This is a genomic window from Afipia sp. MLSD5-FHT05B12, from assembly GCF_058793355.1.
This window is the reverse complement of the sequence record NZ_JBXAFS010000001.1, coordinates 136,327-153,168: the sequence shown is the minus strand read 5'-3', so window position 1 is coordinate 153,168 and position 16,842 is coordinate 136,327. Positions and strand designations below refer to the sequence as shown.

Here is a 16,842-nt window from a genome sequence, read left to right as displayed (position 1 = left end):
TTGTTCTTTACGCCAGTGGCGTCGAAAATCCGGCGACGAGCTTGACCAGATCGGCCTGTCGCCCGGCGCCCGTTTTTTCGAAAAGGCGACTGACATGAGTCTTGATCGTCGTCTCTGCAACACCGAGAGCGACTGCGACCTCCGGCACGCCGCCGACCTCGACCACCGCGAGCAGCACACGCAGTTCGGTCGGCGTCAACTTGAAGGTACGTCCGATCACTTCCGGAGCCGAAGGCGTTTCGAGCGTCGCCCTCCGGACGAACAACGCCGCAACCGCCGTATAGGCAACGCCGGCACGCAGACGGGCGCCAGACATCAGCGGCAACAGATGAGCAACGTAGCGTTCCCCATCGTGCGTCGAGAGCGGCAGTGCAATGCCCTTAATACCAAGCGCGGCATCGCCCTGGTCCGCGATGGCAAGAATCTCTCGCAGAGTTTTGTTGACCTGCGGATCGGCTGCGACGAGTTGGCCTTTCATCGAACGCAGAACACTCCCTTCGTCCAGAAGAGTGTGCCCCGCGACATTGGCGTGAACGATGTGCCCTCGCCCATCAACCAGAAACATGCCCGCACTGAGACCATTGAAGGTTTCGGCAAATGTCGCCGCTTCCGCATGTTTCAGATCGATCACCTTGCCTATCAACGCCGCGCGGCGCACATGCGGAATGACAAGCGACATACGCCGGCGCATCTCGTCGTCGACCATGCCTCCCGCCTTGTTCCGGACAACGCTGAGAAACGCACAACTTGTCGAAGACTTCTCGAGTACGGCACTGGCGACATCGATCCAGCCCTGAGGTTCGGCCCACTCCCGAAAAAAGCGTCCCTTGCGATATTCTTCGTAAGGTACGAGGTCTGGAAGGCTTACGACTTGCCCGACGCCGAAGAGCGTCACCGCAGCAAGAGGATCGAACTTCGAGTAGGTTTCAGAATAACTCCGCATGTACTCTGGATCGAGGCCAAATTGATAGCGGGCCTCCACAAAGGAGCTTGCTGTATCTTTCAAAGCAAGGCCTGCGGCCTGACCGCCGACAAATTCAGATATCTCTTCGAGAACGACGGTCCACATCGCAGGATCGAGCGAAGCATCATAGATGTCTCCGATCAGGCGGGATGCTTTTTGATACTGAGTCATGCGCTCGTTGACCACGCCAAGCCGGTCAGCCCGACCCGCCGTCCGGGGTCGGGCATTCCTTTGAACGGCTTCTGTCAAAGTACGTCTCCCGTCAAAGCGAGTCCACAGCACTTGCGGAATCGAAGACTGCAGAATGGGATATTCCGCCGGCCGGCGCCGGACTTGGAAACCACGCCGAACCGGCAGAAACAGAAGCAATTATCGAAGCCGCGGACGGCTCTCGATTTACTTCGTAAACCTGGCCTTGATCGACGCCAAACCAGCTTCGTAGACGCCTTTCAATGCCTCACTCGCAATCGTTTCCTTGCCCCGATCCGCGGTGTAGGAGCCGCTCCAACTGACGATGGAAGAGCCATCACCCTTGGCCGTTACCTTGATGGTCGACCTGTAATTCGTGACCGGCAACGGGCTCGATATGAACGCGTAGGAATAGGTATACTCTGCGTCGTTCCGCGCAGTTTGCGCTTCCACGAACGCGGCTTTGCCATCCTTGGTCACAAGAGTCCGCGTCGGCGGCACCTTGCCATCCTCAATGCAGGCCCCTACTGGCGGCAGCCAATCCTTGATGGCGCAAAACGAACCGATCGCCGACCAGACAGCCGAAGGCGTGCCGTTCACGTCAACGCTGTGCGACAGATTCGCGGCAGAAACTGGCGACACAGAGACGCTCAAGAAGGCCATCGCGCCAAGAGCAGCCGAAGGTGAAAGCGCTGTGAGGTATCGCGCAACAATAAGATTTTTCATGAATTGTCCTAGTCATTGGAGTTACGGAGGCCTCGCCAGCGCTTATCACCGCGCGGGCAAGACCGACGTTTGCGCAGGCGAGCTTCGTGCCCGCCGTGTCCATCAAGATTGCCAACCTTCCCCGCACTGGGCCAGTTCAGGAACTGAATCGCGACCGATATAGAAAATGAACCAAGAGACAGCGCCAGCATTCCGCATCCATGATGATCTGGAGAGAACATGACCATAGGCAGTTACAGACAATTTTGTCCGGTCGCGATGGCCGCGGAGATTCTATGCACACGCTGGACCGTCGTTCTGTTGCGCGAACTCGTCGCGGGCTCGACACGCTTCAATGAGTTGCGCCGCGGAGTTCCGCGGATGTCGCCAGCCCTGCTCTCGCAACGTCTCAAGGATCTTGAGATGTCCGGTATCATTGCCCGCACAGCGTCAGCGTCGGATCCCGGCATCTTCGAATATCATCTGACCGCGTCCGGAAAAGAACTCGGACCAATTGTCGAGGCATTCGGCATCTGGGGACAGCGCCGGATCGAAGCAGACGTGTCGCTTCAGCATCTCGATGTCCAACTCCTGATGTGGGATATGCGGAGAAACCTGAACACCACGCCGATGCCGCAGGGCCGTAGCGTTGTGCAGTTCATTTACCCCGAGCTGTCGGTCACCCAGCGTTCCTGGTGGCTGATCGTCGATCCGAATAAAGGCGTCGATCTCTGTTCAATCGACCCCGGCTTCGATATCGATCTCTATGTGTCGGTTGATCTGCGGACCATGACATCCATATGGATGGGACTTGACACGGTGCGCGTCGCCGTTGGGAGCGCGCGGATGATACTGACCGGAGACCGGAAACTCGCCTCAGCCATGCAAACATGGCTCGGCCTCAGTCCCTTTGCGAAGGAACGAAAGCTGGCGAGTTGAGCGCTGAGTTAGCGGCAACCTGAGCCGCATATCCAAATTGCGATCACTGAGAGGTACAGTTCCTGAACTGGAATTGAATCCAAGCACCCTGATAGTCGGTCTGACTTGATCAACTTCGAAAGGAAGACAGATGAGTCACGTTGGAGGCTGCTTTTGCGGCGCTGTTAAACTTGAGGTTACCGGCTCGCCGGAGGCCATGGGATACTGTCATTGCAGTTCTTGTCGTTCATGGTCCGGCGGCCCCGTCAACGCCTTCAGCCTGTGGAAACCAGAGGCGGTGGAAGTGAAATCGGGAGGCGAGCATATCGCGACATTTCAGAAGACCCCGCTTAGCCAGCGTCAGTATTGCAAAAAGTGCGGGGGACACCTTATGACCAACCATCCGACGCTGGGCCTGGTCGATGTATTCGCCGCATCGCTTCCAACCCTTCCGTTTGTCCCCGGCGTTCACGTCAACTACGCAGAGACGGTGCTCCCCATGAAAGACGGATTGCCAAAACTCAAGGACTTCCCGGCAGAATTGGGGGGATCTGGGGAGGCGGTCGAGGAGTAAGGCCGTCTCATTCAACGAACGCATAGATAAAACCAGGAGTCCGGCCTCGCGCCGGGCTTCACCATCGCATCTATAAGCGACGTGAACACCGCACGCGGACACAACGCACCGTTATGAGAGCGTTGTGTGTGTGTGTTGTCGAAATAATCGGTCTGACCGTGGCACGACGATCTCACCGATGGCTCCGGGCGAGCCGGAGGAGCCCGCAGTCAATCCTTGAACAGAAGCTCGCTCGTGAGGGATTCGAGGGCCGTGACTGCTTCAAGCGCAATGCGCAGCCGGCCACGATCCCGGGTTGATAATCGCTTGACCGCGACGGCGTTGGACGGCGGCGTCCCGTGGGCGATATCCTCGATCTGCTGGGCCACGATAAGATCGAGAAAAACCCCCTGAGCGTCATCAAGTGCATCGAGATCGAGTTCACTGGCGTGAACCAGCGCTTTGACGCCCGCGAGCCGCGCCGGTGTTGACCGGTCCATCACGTGATACCGGATCGCCCAGGCCCGCGCCGCAGCGACGATGCCGAACAGTCCGGCCTTCTTGAGGTCAATGCGGCCATCCTTATTGGTGCGGATGCCGCCGAACGATTTCAAGCTCGTGGGAACGCCGATGCCCTCAACCAGAAGTTTGGCGAAAGCGACCTGTCCCTCAGCCGCCGCGAAGGCGGCCTGCCTCACGTCAACGGCTAGACCGCCGGCGCCATGGACGGCGCGCAGATCGAAAAAAATATCGACACAAACCAGATCATTGGGATTCGAACGCATGATCCAGTGGTCGATGCGGTTTCGCCACGTCGCGACCGATCCGCGCCACGGCGCGTTCCTCGCCATGACGCCGCCCCGGCAATACGGCACGCCGACCTCATGCAAGATATCGGCGATACATGCCCCGAACGCTGCGAACCAGCGATCCTCGCTGCCGTCAGGCTCACCTCGTTCAAAGATTACGGCGTTGTCCTGATCCGTCGCCAGCAGGCTTTCGCCACGCCCGGCCGATCCCAGTACGACCAGGGCATAGGGCGACGGGGGACCGCCCTGCCCACGCTCCCGCATGTAATGTTCAGCGATCACAGCGGCCCGGCGGGAGAGAGCACCGAGTTCGCTGGAAACTACCTCCGCAAGGTCACGGCCGGACAATCCTTCCGCCAAAAGCGCTTCCGCGACCCGCGGCAACTTTGCCCAGGCTGCCGATAAAGCATGCACGTCCTCCGCATCGTCGATCTCGTCGCCGAGCGATATGGCCTCTCCCGCGCGCAAGCGCAGTAAATCCCTCGATGACAATGCGCCGATCACGTGGCCAGCTTCATCGATGACTCCGAGATGGCGGGTCTTGAGGCGATTCATCCGGCCGATTGCGCGATAGACGAAGCCGTCCGCAGAAACCGACGCAAGCGGCTTGCTCATGATCTGCCTTACCGGCAATTCGAGCGCTACCGCTCCGAACCGGTCGATCGCACGAAGCACATCACGCTCGGTCACGATCCCGACCTCCGCCGTCATGATGTCCGCTTGCGGTCCGCGCACGTATATCGACGATACTTTCTTGCGCGTCATCCGCGCCAATGTTTCACTAACCGAGACATCCGGCGCGACGAAGAGTGCCGGCGTACGCATGATGTCGCGGTTGCGGTGACGGTAAGCATAGCTGTCGAAACGCTTCAGCGTCTGCTCGGCATCGATGCGAGCCGGAGCATCGACAGCTTCAATCCAGCCGAGCCGCACCTGATCGTCGAGTACGGCGGTGAGCGCACGACAGGCCCGTTCGGCCTCAGCGACGGTACGGATACCATGGTCACGTAACCTCGGCAGCAGTGCCTGAAATACCCGCGCCGTCATGACCGCGTCGCCGAGCGCGGAATGCCGGCCGGTCATATCGATCCCGAGCCAGGTCGCGAGCTTCTCCAGCGCATATCCCGCCAGTTCCGGCGCGGCGATCTCCGCGAGCAGCCGGGTGTCGAGCGTTCGCGGCCGCGACCACGGCAGCCCGGCCAGATCGCATTCGCGCTTCAGCACCGCGAGATCGAAGCCGATTGTGTGCCCGATCACGACGGCCTGATTTATAAACGTGTTGAAGCGCGGCCAGGCATCCACGAACAGCGGCGATTGCGCGACCGCCGCATCGTCTATGCCATGAATGTGCGTCGTCACGGCGGGAATGGAATCATCGCCTGGTCTAAGCAACTGACTGAACGAGCCGCCGGCAACCAGCTTTCCGCCTGCGAGGCGCACGCCAGCAAGCTCGATCACCCGCGCCTTGCGCGGATCGAGACCAGTAGTTTCGGTGTCGATGACGACGGCATCGAGCGACAACAGCAGGGCGCTGCTATTCGTCCTGTGCATCATCGCCTCCCCGTCGCCTATCGCAGGTCGTGTGCGGCCGATCGAAAGGTTAGGCTGCGGCACCCGCGATAAATGATTGTTCCAGCGCCCCCTTGTCCATGCGCTCAATCAACTCATCATGGATGTTGCACAGACTGACCCGGAGATAATTGCGCGTTGTCGCAAAGTCGCGTCCGCGCAGCTTCTCATGGATTGGCATTAGCGCGAAATAGGTTTCCGCCAGCGGTTCGGGAATATCCATCACCCGCTTGGGCGCGTGACCGGCCGTAAGTTCAATCCGCTTCGCCAATTCGCTCCGCGCAGCAAGCCAAGCATCTTCCCCGATCGAGGGAGGGACCGGATAACGGTCAAAGACCGAGAGAACCATCGTAGTCAGTTCATCCAGCATGGCGCGGCGGCGATCGCCGACATGCGGCCGCAGCACGCCCTCAACCATTTCCCCAACCATCGCGAGACCGAGCGGGTATGCTTGCCATCGGGAATGTTCGACGGATTTCGCGAAGCCTTCTTCTGCGAACAGCACTTTCGCGTAGTGGCCCGCGCGGGCGCGCGAGTATTCATAAATTCCCTTCTGCACAAGGAAGGCCGATTGCGCATCGATAAAATCTGCGAGCGCCGCTTTATTACAGACCGGTGGCTGGCGTCGGAATAATCTGTCGAACAGCTTCATCGGGTAGAATCCAGACAGTGATGTTCTGCATTATCACGGCGTCGCGCAGTTCAACCGTTCAATTCATTTCGCACTTGCGAAGCGGCCCGCGTCAAAGAACCGCAGGTAAATAAGGGCCAAAACGAGGCTCTAAGACGAAAGTCTATAAGGTCTCTCCCGGCCCTGTTGTTAGTTTTTTATCGGCTCCTGAACCGGCATCAAGATCGGTTGGGCCGCGGCAGCGGGGGGCGCCGCTTTTCATGGGATTGCATTCCCCTCGACAAAACCCGGCACTCACGTAGTCCGGCTTTTAGGGAGGATTGCAGCCCATGCCTCATTCCACAGATATCAGGGCAAGAGAAGTCGCCCACTGGCGAAAGACGTCGCGTTTGATGTTCACGCATCTCGCGGTCTGGTTCTTCTTCGGTTTCATCATCCATATGTTCGTGATCCCGCTCAACAAGATCACGATCCCGATCCTTAACTTCCCGCTCGGCTTCTACATGGCCGCGCAGGGCTCGCTCATCGTGTTCGTGGTCATGCTGTTCCTCTTCGCAAAGCAGCAGGACAAGATTGATCGCGAATTCGGCTTTGCCGAGGAAGATTGAGGGGGAATGACATGTCCACACAAACCGCTTCCAGCAGCTCAGACTTCATCAAGAATCTGGGAAAGATGTATGGCACCTACACCGGTGGCTTCATCTCGTTCATTGTCCTTCTTGCGATTCTCGAGCAGGTCGGCGTACCGAACAAGATTCTCGGCTATCTGTTCGTGTTCTTCACCATCGCGGTCTACGCCATCATCGGAGTTATGACGCGAACTGCCGAGGTCTCGGAATACTACGTGGCAGGGCGGCGCGTGCCGGCCTTCTACAACGGCATGGCGACCGGCGCCGACTGGATGTCGGCGGCATCCTTCGTCGGCATGGCCGGCACCCTCTTCCTGCTCGGCTATGATGGCCTTGCCTGGGTGCTCGGATGGACCGGCGGCTTCGTGCTGGTCTCAATCCTGATTGGTCCGTATCTGCGCAAGTTCGGTGCCTATACCGTGCCGGACTTCCTGTCGTTCCGGTTCGGCGGCCACCTGGCGCGCACGCTCGGAGTGATTGTGCTTGTCTGCTGCTCCTTCACATACGTGACGGCACAGATTTATGGCACAGGGCTTATTGCATCGCGATTCCTCGGCATGCAGTTTGAGGTTGCAGTGTTCGCCGGGCTGGTCGGCATCCTGCTGTGCGCCATGCTCGGCGGTATGCGGGCGGTGACCTGGACGCAGATCGCACAATACGTCGTGCTGATCATCGCGTATCTGACGCCCATCGTAATCCTGTCCACCAAGAATTACGGGATTCCAATCCCGGAACTCACCTACGGCCAGGCGATCGCGGATATCACGGCGCGTGAAGGTCAGATGCTGCAAACCGGGCTTGCGACTACCGCAAACCTCAAGCCGCACATTCAGCCGTTCATCAACTACAGCCCGCTGAATTTCTTCGCGATCATCTTCTGCATGATGGTCGGCACGGCTTCGCTTCCGCATATCCTGATGCGCTACTTCACCACCCCGTCAGTGCGTGAGGCACGTCAGTCGGTCGCATGGTCGCTGCTCTTCATCTTCCTGCTTTATTTCTCGGCGCCTGCCTATGCCGCGTTCTCGAAGCTGGAGGTCTATACCAACATCATCGGCCGGGATCTGAGCGCGATCCGGCCATGGCTGTTCAACTGGGGCGAATTGGGCTTGATCCAGATCTGCGGCAAGAATGCAGCCAACATCGACGCCATCGTGGCCGCGTGCAAGGCCATTGCCGGTCACCCCGGTGTGGTCAGGTTGCAGGACTTCGTGATCAATACGGACGTGATCGTGCTCTCCACCCCGGAGATCGCGGGCCTTCCGTATGTGATTTCGGGACTTGTCGCCGCTGGCGGTCTCGCGGCAGCGCTGTCCACGGCTGACGGGCTTCTGCTCGCCATCGCGAACGCACTGTCTCATGACGTCTACTACAAGATGCTCGATCCCAACGCGCCCACAATGCGTCGGCTGCTGGTGGCACGGGTCCTTCTCGTCATCGTCGCGGTGATTGCCGCTGCTCTGGCCGCGACCAAGCCGGGAGACATTCTGGCGATGGTGGGCTGGGCATTCTCGCTTGCGATGGCCGGCAATTTTCCGGCACTCGTGATGGGGGTGTGGTGGAAACGTGCAACATCGACAGGCGCGGTCTGCGGCATCATCGCCGGGTTCGGACTCTGCCTGTTCTATCTCGTGACGACCAGATACTTCCCCGGTGCCGGCGTGGCATATTTTGGCATGTCCTCGCTGCTAAACCCTGTCACAGGCGCGCCAATCGTCGATATCGCAAAAGCGATGGCGCTACCGAATGCCATGGAAAGCTGGCCAACGCTGGCTCACCCCATGGCCAACAAGGTCGGCTGGTTCAACCTCAACAATATCTCCTGCGGTTTGTTGGGAATGCCACTCGGCTTCCTGGTTATCTACGTCGTCAGCCTGATGGGCAAGGAACCGTCGAAGGAAATGCAAGCCTTCGTCGATGAAATCCGAAGGCCGCGCGGCGAGACTGTGCTCAAAGAGAAGACCACCTAGAGCGCCTTCTCAAATCTCAATGAACGGGGCCCTTCCGGGCCCCGTTTTTGTCTCGAGACCACAGCCTACACACTTGCCGTTGATGCCGGCGCTTGTCATCCTGCAACAACGCCGTTCTCGAAACTGAAATAACGCAGGCAGAACTTTCCTTGTCGACAGGTTGAGTGCGCAATCACCGCGCGTTGAGAAAGATTTCGGGGGCCCATATCCGTGGATATCGCGACATCTCTTGCCAACCACTGGTATTTCCACATACCGAATTTCGTTCTCGCGGCATTGATGTACACGATGCTTGCGCGCGCATTGCTTAGTCTGATGGTGGACGCGGACTCACCGAACTATATCTGGCGTTTTTTCTGCCGGGTCACCGATCCGGTCATCGCCGTGTTATCGGTTGTAACCCCGAAGGTTACGGTGCCGGTGGTCCGCTGGTTGTTCGGATTCGTTTGGCTGTTCTGGCTGCGCGTTGGTTTCCATTACGCACTGTTGCTGCTCAATCTTGCTCCCCGCGCCGGAGGGGCTGCGTCATGAGCCGCAACTTCTATTTTATCGGCATTGCTTTTTTCGGCATGGTCAACGGCATCTTCAATCAGCTCTGGCTGATCTTCGCGCTGCTTTACGTGCAACCCCTCGTGGGACCGCTGCTGTTCGGCAGCGTACCACTGACGCTCATGTTCGCTTCGCTGATGGTTTCCACAGCAACCGTTATTCTCGGCGGAATCCCGGCGGCGATCTACGAACGCGTTACCGGCGCCTCGGACTCGACCGACGCATCTCTTTGGATATGGCTCGCCGGAACCGCGCTATTGACACTTCCTGCCGCCGGGAACTTCCTTAAAATCGGCCTGTAGGCGATATGGCGCCGGGTTGAGCGCACCTTGGCTTGGCGATACGTTTGTGCATGCGGGCACAGGCACGATCCGGAATGCGCCGCCCAGGGCGATGGAGTACCGACGATGGAGGACATGCGCCGCATCGCCTTTGAGACGGTGCTGCGCGCCTGTGGTTTCGCATCCCTCGCCATTTTCTGCATCATGATCGGCCTGTCCTTCCTGCCGCGATCAGCGTTTCAGGCCGGCGGCTTTCTTAGCATGGTGATGACCCTCGTCCTCGTTCTGAAGGCTCACGAAGCCCAGACCAAGGACCACCGCCGGACCGAAATGTGGCTTTATCTTCCGGAGGAGCGTCGGCCGCCGGCAGCCCATGCACAGCGGACGATCGCTGCCCTGATGCGAGAGACCTATCTGCTGTTTGCTCGCTGGACCGCGCTCGTCTCTATCGTGATGTGGATGATTGCACTGCTGTTTTCCCTCACCGGGTACTGAGCCAGCCTGTTGGGCCGGAGTCATTTGAACCGGCCCGCAAGTTCCTTGTCATGCGACTAATACTTTAGTATAATAAAGACATTCAGAATTGGGTGTGGCGGTGCGAGGCGCACGTCATGAGCTCCTTTAATGAAAATGCTTTTTATCTGCTGGTATGGCGGACAATTCTTGTAACGCTGATCAGCGTCATTCTCCTGCTGACACATCCGCTGGAACTTGGGATGGCGCTCCTCGCTGCCGGCAATATCTCTCTGCTGTTTTCCGTAGTGCTCATCACCTGCGCGGCGCGCCTGACCGAAGATCGCATTGCCCACAGCGATGCCTGGCGATTGCTCCCGCCTACTGAGCGTCCGTTCGGACCCGGTGGCCGGCGCTGGGCCTGCAATCGCCTGAGGGAGCAAATGCTGCGGTTTGCCAAGGGCGGGTCCATCGTCGCGATAATATCGTCAGTATCGTCGCTGATGCTTGCGAGCGAGTGACTCTGTGCATGGGCGGGCTGTCGCAGTACGATGCAAGTCAAACGAGGACCTGGCTTGGATTGACCTTGTCCCACGGGCTTGATCCAGTTCGAAGTAACCTGTCTTTGACCTAACGGCTGGTCAGAGCGAGCGTAACTTCACAGATGTCGGAATCCCTGTCATCCGTCCTTACGTCAAATCCCAACTCCCGGCACATATCTAGCATCGCCTTGTTCTCCTGAAGAACCTCGCCAGAAATGGACTGAAGGCCCTCAGATTTGGCATATGCGACGATCAACTGCATCAGCGCCCAGCCAAGCCCCCGTCCCTTGAGGTCCGATTTCAGCAAGATTGCGTACTCACCGGTCTCATAGATCGAATCAGAATGTATCCGGACAACACCGATAATGTCTTTGCCTGACTTCTCGAACGCCACGAAGGCCATTGCGCGTGCGTAGTCGAGTTGCGTCAACCGGGCGACAAACGGATGCGTGAACTCCTTCAGCGAACCAAAGAAGCGCATCCGAAGGTCTTCCTTGCTGACGTGTTGCAGAAATTTGCGGAGCAACGGCTCGTCGCTCGGAGATATCGGCCGCACGAAAATCTGCGAGCCGTCCCTGAGGTCGATATGGCGTTGCCATTCGGAGGGATAAGGACGAACGGCTAATCTCGCATTTCCGTGACCTGCGAATTTTCGCTCTGAGGCACCAACGGCCACTCGCGCATCGACCGCAAGAACGCCGTTCTCATCGGCTAACAGCGGATTGATATCGAGTTCAAGCACTTGCGGCAAATCCGCGGCCAACTGAGCCAGCTTGACCAGTGTTAGGGGCACCTCGTCCGGCTTGACTGCCGGGACGTCGCGGTAAGCGACAAGCAACTGGGAGATCTTCGTCCGTTCTATAAGATCACGCGCCAGTCTCAGATCGAGCGGCGGCAAGTCTATCGCCTTGTCATTAATGACCTCGACGGCCGTGCCGCCATGTCCAAATACAATAACCGGACCAAAGGTCGGATCATTAGCGAGGCCGAGTATCAACTCTCGTGCTTTCTGCTTCAACATCATCGGCTGCACGATGAATCCAGATAACTTGGCGTCCGGACGATTTGTCTTGGCCCGCGCCAGAATACCCCTGGCGGCGGCGCGTATGCTATCGGCGTCCGTAAGATTGAGCACGACACCGCCGATGTCTGATTTATGGGTAATGTCCCGGGATAGAATCTTGAGAACCACGGGCATCCGCCGGTCGAAGAACGGCGACGCCAACGCGACAGCCTCGTCAGCGTCGGCCGCGGCGAGTGTTGGCACCATAGGGATTTGATAGGCCTCGAAGAGCTGCCTCACTTCGAGCGGATCGAGCCAGCGGCGCCCTTCTGCGACGGCCGCCTCGACAACGTGACGTGCCGCACTGGCGTCCGGAACAAAGTCTGTCGGCAGGCTCGGCGGCACTTGAGTCAATTGCTCGATCGCTTCGCGATGATGCACCAGGTGCATGAAACCCCGGACGGCATCGTCTTCTGTGGAATAACTTGGAATCGACGCTTCGTTGAATGTTCTCGCGATACTGTCATCGCCCCCCACCCAAACCGCCAGGACAGGCTTGGGAGTGGAGTGTCTCTTACGATCGGCGCTAACAGTGCGGGCAACGGTCGTCGCCAGATCGCTGGCCGAAGCGATTGCCGTCTGCACATTCATCACGAGAACTGCATCGTTACCCGGATCAGCCAGCAGTATTTCCAGCGCTGCCGCGTAGCGGGCAGCGTCGGCGTCACCGACGATATCGACCGGATTATCGCCAGACCATGTCGGTGGCAGCACGGAATCCAGCCTCTCGCGCACTGGCGGCGCGATCGAGGCAGGAATTCCGCCCAGTTCGACCAGCCGGTCAACCGCCAGCACGCCGATGCCGCCGCCATTCGTCAAAATTGCGAGACGCTTGCCCTCGGGCTGGATAGCGCGACCGAGCGTTTCCGCGCAATCGAACAGTTCGCGCAGATCGAATACCCGCAGCATGCCGGCGCGACGAAAGGCAGCATCGTAAACAGCATCTGAACCGGCAAGAGCGCCGGTATGAGTCGCAGCGGCCTTCGCGCCCTGGGCCATCCGCCCGGATTTGACAACGACGACTGGCTTGATCCGCGCTGCCGCGCGCGCTGCGGACATAAATTTGCGAGCATCCTTGATCGCTTCGACGTAGAGAAGAATCGCCTTGGTATTTGTATCCAACGCAAAGAAATCGAGCAGATCAGCGATGTCGACATCGAGCTGATCGCCGATCGACACGATGCCGGAAAACCCGACGCCCTCCTTGGCCGCCCAATCCACCATGCCGGCCGCGATCGCGCCCGACTGCGAGATGAGCGCCAGATTCCCAAGCCGCGGCATGCTTGCGGCGAAGCTCGCATTCAAACAGGCGGCCGGCATCATGATCCCCAGGCAGTTTGGGCCGATCAGCCTCATTCCATGCGCTCGCGCAGCGCAATTGGCGGCCTCCGCAAGAGATCCGGCTCCATGACCGAGACCGGCACTGATGATGACCGCTCCGGCCACCCCCCGGCTTGCCGCCTCAGCGATAATCTCCGGGACTGCCTTCGCGGGCGCGGTGACGATCACGAGCTCAGGAACGAATGGCAGCTGTGAGAGACAGTCGACCGTCGCAAAGCCGTCGATGTCTGCATGGTACGGATTGATGACGCCGAATTTGCCGCGGAACATTCCGGACCGTATATTCCTCAAGATCGCGAGCCCAACGGATCCATGCCTCGGACTCGCGCCGATCAGAGCCACTGAGCACGGCGAAAGCAGATTGCTTAATCGATAAGTCGACATCTGATTCAGTTTCCGGATGACATGGCGACATACCCAGGAAATAAAACCAGAATCATTCGATCTTCGCGACTGTCCAGCTCACCAGATCCTTGGCGAGGGCACCAAATGCTCCGCTGAAAGCACGAACCGCGGACTGAGGATCAAGGCTGTCGACTTTTCGCCTTTCACTAAACACCCGCGCGGCAATGACGCGGCCGGCCTTACCCAGGATTTTCGCTGAGATGACGATTTCGGCCATCGGGATGGGCTCGGTTAATACTTGAAAACTGCGAATATCGGTCAGAAGCTGATAGTCTGCGACCACACCTTCAATCGCTCGCAGCGGCGCGTGAGCTGGATCGTAATTTTCGAAGCTCTGGATAAGCTTGGCCTGCAGTAATTTCGGTAAGCTGTCGCTCCACTGAAAGTCGGAAAACTCCGGATGGCTGCCACCCGGCGGTGTAAAAAGGATACGCTGGGTATCAAACATCAGGATCGATGTTGGATCCGGAATGACGATCTGGCCATTGATGTGCTTACTGGATGGTCCAAGATGCTGAGGGACATCGAGATCATAGACGACCTTCACGGCAGCAGCGGGCCCTCCCCCCGTCATCCGCTCAAGGCCGGCGACGATACCGTCAAGTCGCCCCGTATTTCTCGCCAGCCCTTCAGAAAATGTTTTGAGATTGGAAATCGTGCTCTTGAGTGGTTCAGCGTTATCGGCCAGCACTCCATCAACACGCCTTAGCGCATCACGCGCAGCCTGAGTCATGCTCTGGCCCGCGCCAGGCTCGGCGACGAGTGTCGGCACCGGTCCTGATGCCACAAGCTGGACGCCACCTTCCAGAGCGATGACCGGCACGCCCGTGAGTCCCTGGAAATCCAGGCCCACCTTGGTGTCCGCACGCACAGGCGTGTCGGGCGCCACCGAGATGATCGCATTGACGCGGCGCGGGCTGTCGGCAGCAAGGCCGAGGCTGGTAACCTCACCGACACGAATGCCGTTGAACAACACCGACGCTCCGACCAGCAACCCCGGCACTGATCCATTGAATTGCACACTATACGATACCCGCGCTCCCAGTCCGCCGGTGTTGTGAAGCCAGTACACGAAGCCGAACACGGCACATATGGCCGCCAAGATAAAAGCCCCGACGATAACGAATGGAGCACGCGTTTCCATGTTCCTAACTCTTTCGTGGTTGCAGCATTTGGGAGCGCTTTCCGTGGAAATAGGCCCTCACCCATGGATGTTCTGAACGAAGCAGCTCGCTCATCGACCCGATTGCGACGATTTTCCCGTCAGCAAGCGCGGCGACCCGATCGCAAACGGTATTAAGGCTGGCGAGATCGTGCGTGACCATGAAGACCGTCAGCCCAAATGTTTTTTGAAGCGTCCTGATCAGGGCGTCGAAATCGCCGGCCGCGATCGGATCCAGTCCCGATGTCGGCTCATCGAGAAAGACGATTGGTGGATCAAGCGCAAGCGCGCGCGCCAATGCAACGCGCTTCGTCATGCCGCCGGAGAGTTGTGAGGGAAACTTGTTGCCATCCTCCGGCGAGAGACCCACCATTTCGAGCTTCGCCGTCGCTATTTCATCCATCAGTTCCTGGGAGAGCGTCAGCTCTTCGCGCAGCGGAAACTGGACGTTCTGAAGAACGGTCAGGGACGAAAATAACGCCCCCTGCTGGAAGAGAATGCCCCATTTTCCAGCCGTGGCTTGAGTGACCACGCCATGAGTCGTGTCGATCTCAACGCCCATCACCTCGATCCGGCCGCTTCGCTTCGGTATCAGACCAATGATAGTCCGCATGAGGACCGACTTACCGCCGCCGGATGCACCGACAAGACCGAGGATCTCGCCTTTGCGGACATCCAATGTCAGATTGTCGAGTACTGTCTGTCGGCCGAATCCGACGACGAGGTCGGCGACACGGATAGCGAACTGATCAGACAACCCAACCATTGTCACATCCCAATCGATGCGAAGAACACAGCAAAAAGGCCGTCAAGCACGATAACGAGAAATATCGATTTGACGACTGAAGTCGTCGTTCGCCATCCGAGTGATTCCGCGCTCCCCTTGACTCTCAGGCCTTCGCTGCAAGCAATGACGCCGATAGCCAGCGCCATGAATGGCGCCTTGATCATTCCAACTTCAAAACTTTTGACCGATACCGCGTCGTGCAGCCGCGCGATGAATATCGCGGGACTCATTCCACCATAAAGCCATGCGACCAGGCCGCCGCCATAGAGCGCCGCCATGGAGCCGATGAATGCCAGAATTGGCAGCGCGCAAATGAGTGTCAGAATGCGCGGTAAAATGAGCACCTCAACCGGATCAAGGCCCATGGTGGACAGCGCGTCGATTTCTTCGCGCATTTTCATCGATCCGAGTTCGGCGGTGTAGGCGCTACCGGAACGGCCCGCTACCATGATGGCGACAATCAGAACGCCAAGCTCCCGCAGCACGAGTATGCCGACCATGTCGACGACGTAGGAATCCGCGCCGAACTTGCGAAAATGAAAAATTCCCTGCTGGGCGATGATCGCTCCAATGAGGAAGGTAATCAGCAGGATGATCGGAATCGCCTGCCATCCAACGCGATAAATCTGATAGGCAAGTGACGTCAGCCGAAGCGATCGAGGCCGGCGAAGAGCGTTGAACAAGGCGATGCCCAGAGCGCCCAACATCTGAAGGAAGATCGCAACATCCTCGGTAGCGTTCGCGGCGTATCGTCCGAGTTGCTCCAACCGAACGGCAGCCCGATTTTCAGCCTTATCTGCCGGAGGATTGCACCGATTGGTCTGATTTACCTCGGCGATCAGCCCGGCATAGCGATCAGATACCCCAACGACTTCAGTTGGTCGGCCAGGCGTATGCCGCAAGATTTTCTCAAACAGCCAGGCGCCAAGCGTGTCGAGTTCGGCAACACCGTTCATATCGATCCTGACCCGCTTTGTCAGTTGCAACTGCGGAACGATGCCGTCGTATAGCCCCTCCAAAATAGAGCCATAAGCAGCCGTCCACGCCCCACTGGGCCGCAGATCAAGCATGCCGTCATTGTTTGTGACGCTCAGAGCGGGTGCGGGGTTCAAGGGCCATATCCATCCGAAACGATGGTGGATATCTTTGGGGTAAAGGCATCATTCCGTTTTGACCTGCCTCAACGGCTGCCGGAACCGGCAACAAATATTAGCCGAGGCTCGACCGCCGGAAGGCCGTATTGATGATGCGTGCGACGAAACGATGACCGCCCATTCCGTTTTGATCCGGCCTCGGGACGCGATCAGCAGCAGCCTGGCTGC

The 16,842-nt window shown here is 58.4% G+C and carries 16 protein-coding genes; 8 read left to right on the top strand and 8 right to left on the bottom strand.

The features are described 5' to 3' along the window. Positions 1–7: 7 nt before the first annotated feature. Positions 8–1,135, bottom strand: coding sequence for a helix-turn-helix transcriptional regulator (locus tag AC1Q6J_RS00625; RefSeq protein WP_492277383.1), 1,128 nt, complete (start codon positions 1,133–1,135; stop codon positions 8–10). A gap of 225 nt (positions 1,136–1,360) precedes the next feature. Continuing rightward, positions 1,361–1,879: an SRPBCC family protein gene (locus AC1Q6J_RS00620; RefSeq protein WP_492277382.1), complete on the bottom strand. Its 519-nt coding sequence runs from the start codon at positions 1,877–1,879 to the stop codon at positions 1,361–1,363. Positions 1,880–2,098: 219 nt separating this feature from the next. On the opposite strand from AC1Q6J_RS00620, the gene AC1Q6J_RS00615 reads away from it, so the two are divergent. Both AC1Q6J_RS00615 and AC1Q6J_RS00610 read left to right on the top strand, forming a co-directional pair. Then, positions 2,099–2,797, top strand: coding sequence for a winged helix-turn-helix transcriptional regulator (locus tag AC1Q6J_RS00615; RefSeq protein ID WP_492277381.1), 699 nt, complete (start codon positions 2,099–2,101; stop codon positions 2,795–2,797). A 130-nt stretch (positions 2,798–2,927) separates the two neighbouring features. Then, positions 2,928–3,350 (top strand): GFA family protein, encoded by a 423-nt coding sequence (locus AC1Q6J_RS00610; RefSeq protein WP_492277380.1) that lies wholly within the window; start codon positions 2,928–2,930, stop codon positions 3,348–3,350. Positions 3,351–3,559: 209 nt separating this feature from the next. Here the strand turns inward: AC1Q6J_RS00610 and AC1Q6J_RS00605 are convergent, their stop codons facing one another. Further along, complete coding sequence (locus tag AC1Q6J_RS00605) at positions 3,560–5,689, bottom strand: DUF294 nucleotidyltransferase-like domain-containing protein (protein WP_492277379.1); 2,130 nt, start codon at positions 5,687–5,689, stop codon at positions 3,560–3,562. Positions 5,690–5,738: 49 nt separating this feature from the next. Beyond that, positions 5,739–6,359, bottom strand: a complete 621-nt coding sequence (locus AC1Q6J_RS00600) for a hypothetical protein (protein ID WP_492277378.1) — start codon at positions 6,357–6,359, stop codon at positions 5,739–5,741. A gap of 308 nt (positions 6,360–6,667) precedes the next feature. Between AC1Q6J_RS00600 and AC1Q6J_RS00595 the strand changes: the two genes are divergently transcribed. The 6 genes from AC1Q6J_RS00595 (at position 6,668) to AC1Q6J_RS00570 (ending at position 10,741) form a co-directional block, all read left to right on the top strand. Next, positions 6,668–6,946 (top strand): DUF4212 domain-containing protein, encoded by a 279-nt coding sequence (locus AC1Q6J_RS00595; RefSeq protein ID WP_492277377.1) that lies wholly within the window; start codon positions 6,668–6,670, stop codon positions 6,944–6,946. Between the two features lie 11 nt (positions 6,947–6,957). Further along, complete coding sequence (locus tag AC1Q6J_RS00590) at positions 6,958–8,937, top strand: sodium:solute symporter family protein (RefSeq protein WP_492277376.1); 1,980 nt, start codon at positions 6,958–6,960, stop codon at positions 8,935–8,937. 210 nt (positions 8,938–9,147) lie between these two features. Further along, complete coding sequence (locus AC1Q6J_RS00585; RefSeq protein ID WP_492277375.1) at positions 9,148–9,468, top strand: YggT family protein; 321 nt, start codon at positions 9,148–9,150, stop codon at positions 9,466–9,468. Next, positions 9,465–9,788, top strand: coding sequence for a hypothetical protein (locus AC1Q6J_RS00580; RefSeq protein WP_492277374.1), 324 nt, complete (start codon positions 9,465–9,467; stop codon positions 9,786–9,788). The genes AC1Q6J_RS00585 and AC1Q6J_RS00580 overlap by 4 nt, the downstream gene beginning before the upstream one ends. A gap of 105 nt (positions 9,789–9,893) precedes the next feature. Beyond that, the gene (locus AC1Q6J_RS00575; protein WP_492277373.1) at positions 9,894–10,262 is read left to right on the top strand and encodes a hypothetical protein; all 369 of its coding nucleotides are present in this window, start codon (positions 9,894–9,896) and stop codon (positions 10,260–10,262) included. A gap of 116 nt (positions 10,263–10,378) precedes the next feature. Beyond that, on the top strand, positions 10,379–10,741 hold the full coding sequence (locus AC1Q6J_RS00570) for a hypothetical protein (protein ID WP_492277372.1): 363 nt from the start codon (positions 10,379–10,381) through the stop codon (positions 10,739–10,741). A gap of 109 nt (positions 10,742–10,850) precedes the next feature. Here AC1Q6J_RS00570 and AC1Q6J_RS00565 read toward each other — a convergent pair whose 3' ends face one another. From AC1Q6J_RS00565 to AC1Q6J_RS00550, 4 genes are read right to left on the bottom strand one after another with little or no spacing between them, the layout of a single operon-like run. Beyond that, positions 10,851–13,550: a bifunctional acetate--CoA ligase family protein/GNAT family N-acetyltransferase gene (locus tag AC1Q6J_RS00565; protein ID WP_492277371.1), complete on the bottom strand. Its 2,700-nt coding sequence runs from the start codon at positions 13,548–13,550 to the stop codon at positions 10,851–10,853. 52 nt (positions 13,551–13,602) lie between these two features. Next, positions 13,603–14,715: an ABC-type transport auxiliary lipoprotein family protein gene (locus tag AC1Q6J_RS00560; protein WP_492277370.1), complete on the bottom strand. Its 1,113-nt coding sequence runs from the start codon at positions 14,713–14,715 to the stop codon at positions 13,603–13,605. Positions 14,716–14,719: 4 nt separating this feature from the next. After that, complete coding sequence (locus AC1Q6J_RS00555) at positions 14,720–15,499, bottom strand: ABC transporter ATP-binding protein (protein ID WP_492277369.1); 780 nt, start codon at positions 15,497–15,499, stop codon at positions 14,720–14,722. Positions 15,500–15,501: 2 nt separating this feature from the next. Continuing rightward, positions 15,502–16,632: an MlaE family ABC transporter permease gene (locus AC1Q6J_RS00550; RefSeq protein WP_492277368.1), complete on the bottom strand. Its 1,131-nt coding sequence runs from the start codon at positions 16,630–16,632 to the stop codon at positions 15,502–15,504. Positions 16,633–16,842: the final 210 nt, after the last annotated feature.

Bases quoted from the DNA above. Each gene is read 5' to 3' on its own strand.
- AC1Q6J_RS00625 (WP_492277383.1), bottom strand. From the start codon at position 1,135: ATGACTCAGTATCAAAAAGCATCCCGCCTGATCGGAGACATCTATGAT.
- AC1Q6J_RS00620 (WP_492277382.1), bottom strand. From the start codon at position 1,879: ATGAAAAATCTTATTGTTGCGCGATACCTCACAGCGCTTTCACCTTCG.
- AC1Q6J_RS00615 (WP_492277381.1), top strand. From the start codon at position 2,099: ATGACCATAGGCAGTTACAGACAATTTTGTCCGGTCGCGATGGCCGCG.
- AC1Q6J_RS00610 (WP_492277380.1), top strand. From the start codon at position 2,928: ATGAGTCACGTTGGAGGCTGCTTTTGCGGCGCTGTTAAACTTGAGGTT.
- AC1Q6J_RS00605 (WP_492277379.1), bottom strand. From the start codon at position 5,689: ATGCACAGGACGAATAGCAGCGCCCTGCTGTTGTCGCTCGATGCCGTC.
- AC1Q6J_RS00600 (WP_492277378.1), bottom strand. From the start codon at position 6,359: ATGAAGCTGTTCGACAGATTATTCCGACGCCAGCCACCGGTCTGTAAT.
- AC1Q6J_RS00595 (WP_492277377.1), top strand. From the start codon at position 6,668: ATGCCTCATTCCACAGATATCAGGGCAAGAGAAGTCGCCCACTGGCGA.
- AC1Q6J_RS00590 (WP_492277376.1), top strand. From the start codon at position 6,958: ATGTCCACACAAACCGCTTCCAGCAGCTCAGACTTCATCAAGAATCTG.
- AC1Q6J_RS00580 (WP_492277374.1), top strand. From the start codon at position 9,465: ATGAGCCGCAACTTCTATTTTATCGGCATTGCTTTTTTCGGCATGGTC.
- AC1Q6J_RS00575 (WP_492277373.1), top strand. From the start codon at position 9,894: ATGGAGGACATGCGCCGCATCGCCTTTGAGACGGTGCTGCGCGCCTGT.
- AC1Q6J_RS00570 (WP_492277372.1), top strand. From the start codon at position 10,379: ATGAGCTCCTTTAATGAAAATGCTTTTTATCTGCTGGTATGGCGGACA.
- AC1Q6J_RS00565 (WP_492277371.1), bottom strand. From the start codon at position 13,550: ATGTCGACTTATCGATTAAGCAATCTGCTTTCGCCGTGCTCAGTGGCT.
- AC1Q6J_RS00560 (WP_492277370.1), bottom strand. From the start codon at position 14,715: ATGGAAACGCGTGCTCCATTCGTTATCGTCGGGGCTTTTATCTTGGCG.
- AC1Q6J_RS00555 (WP_492277369.1), bottom strand. From the start codon at position 15,499: ATGGTTGGGTTGTCTGATCAGTTCGCTATCCGTGTCGCCGACCTCGTC.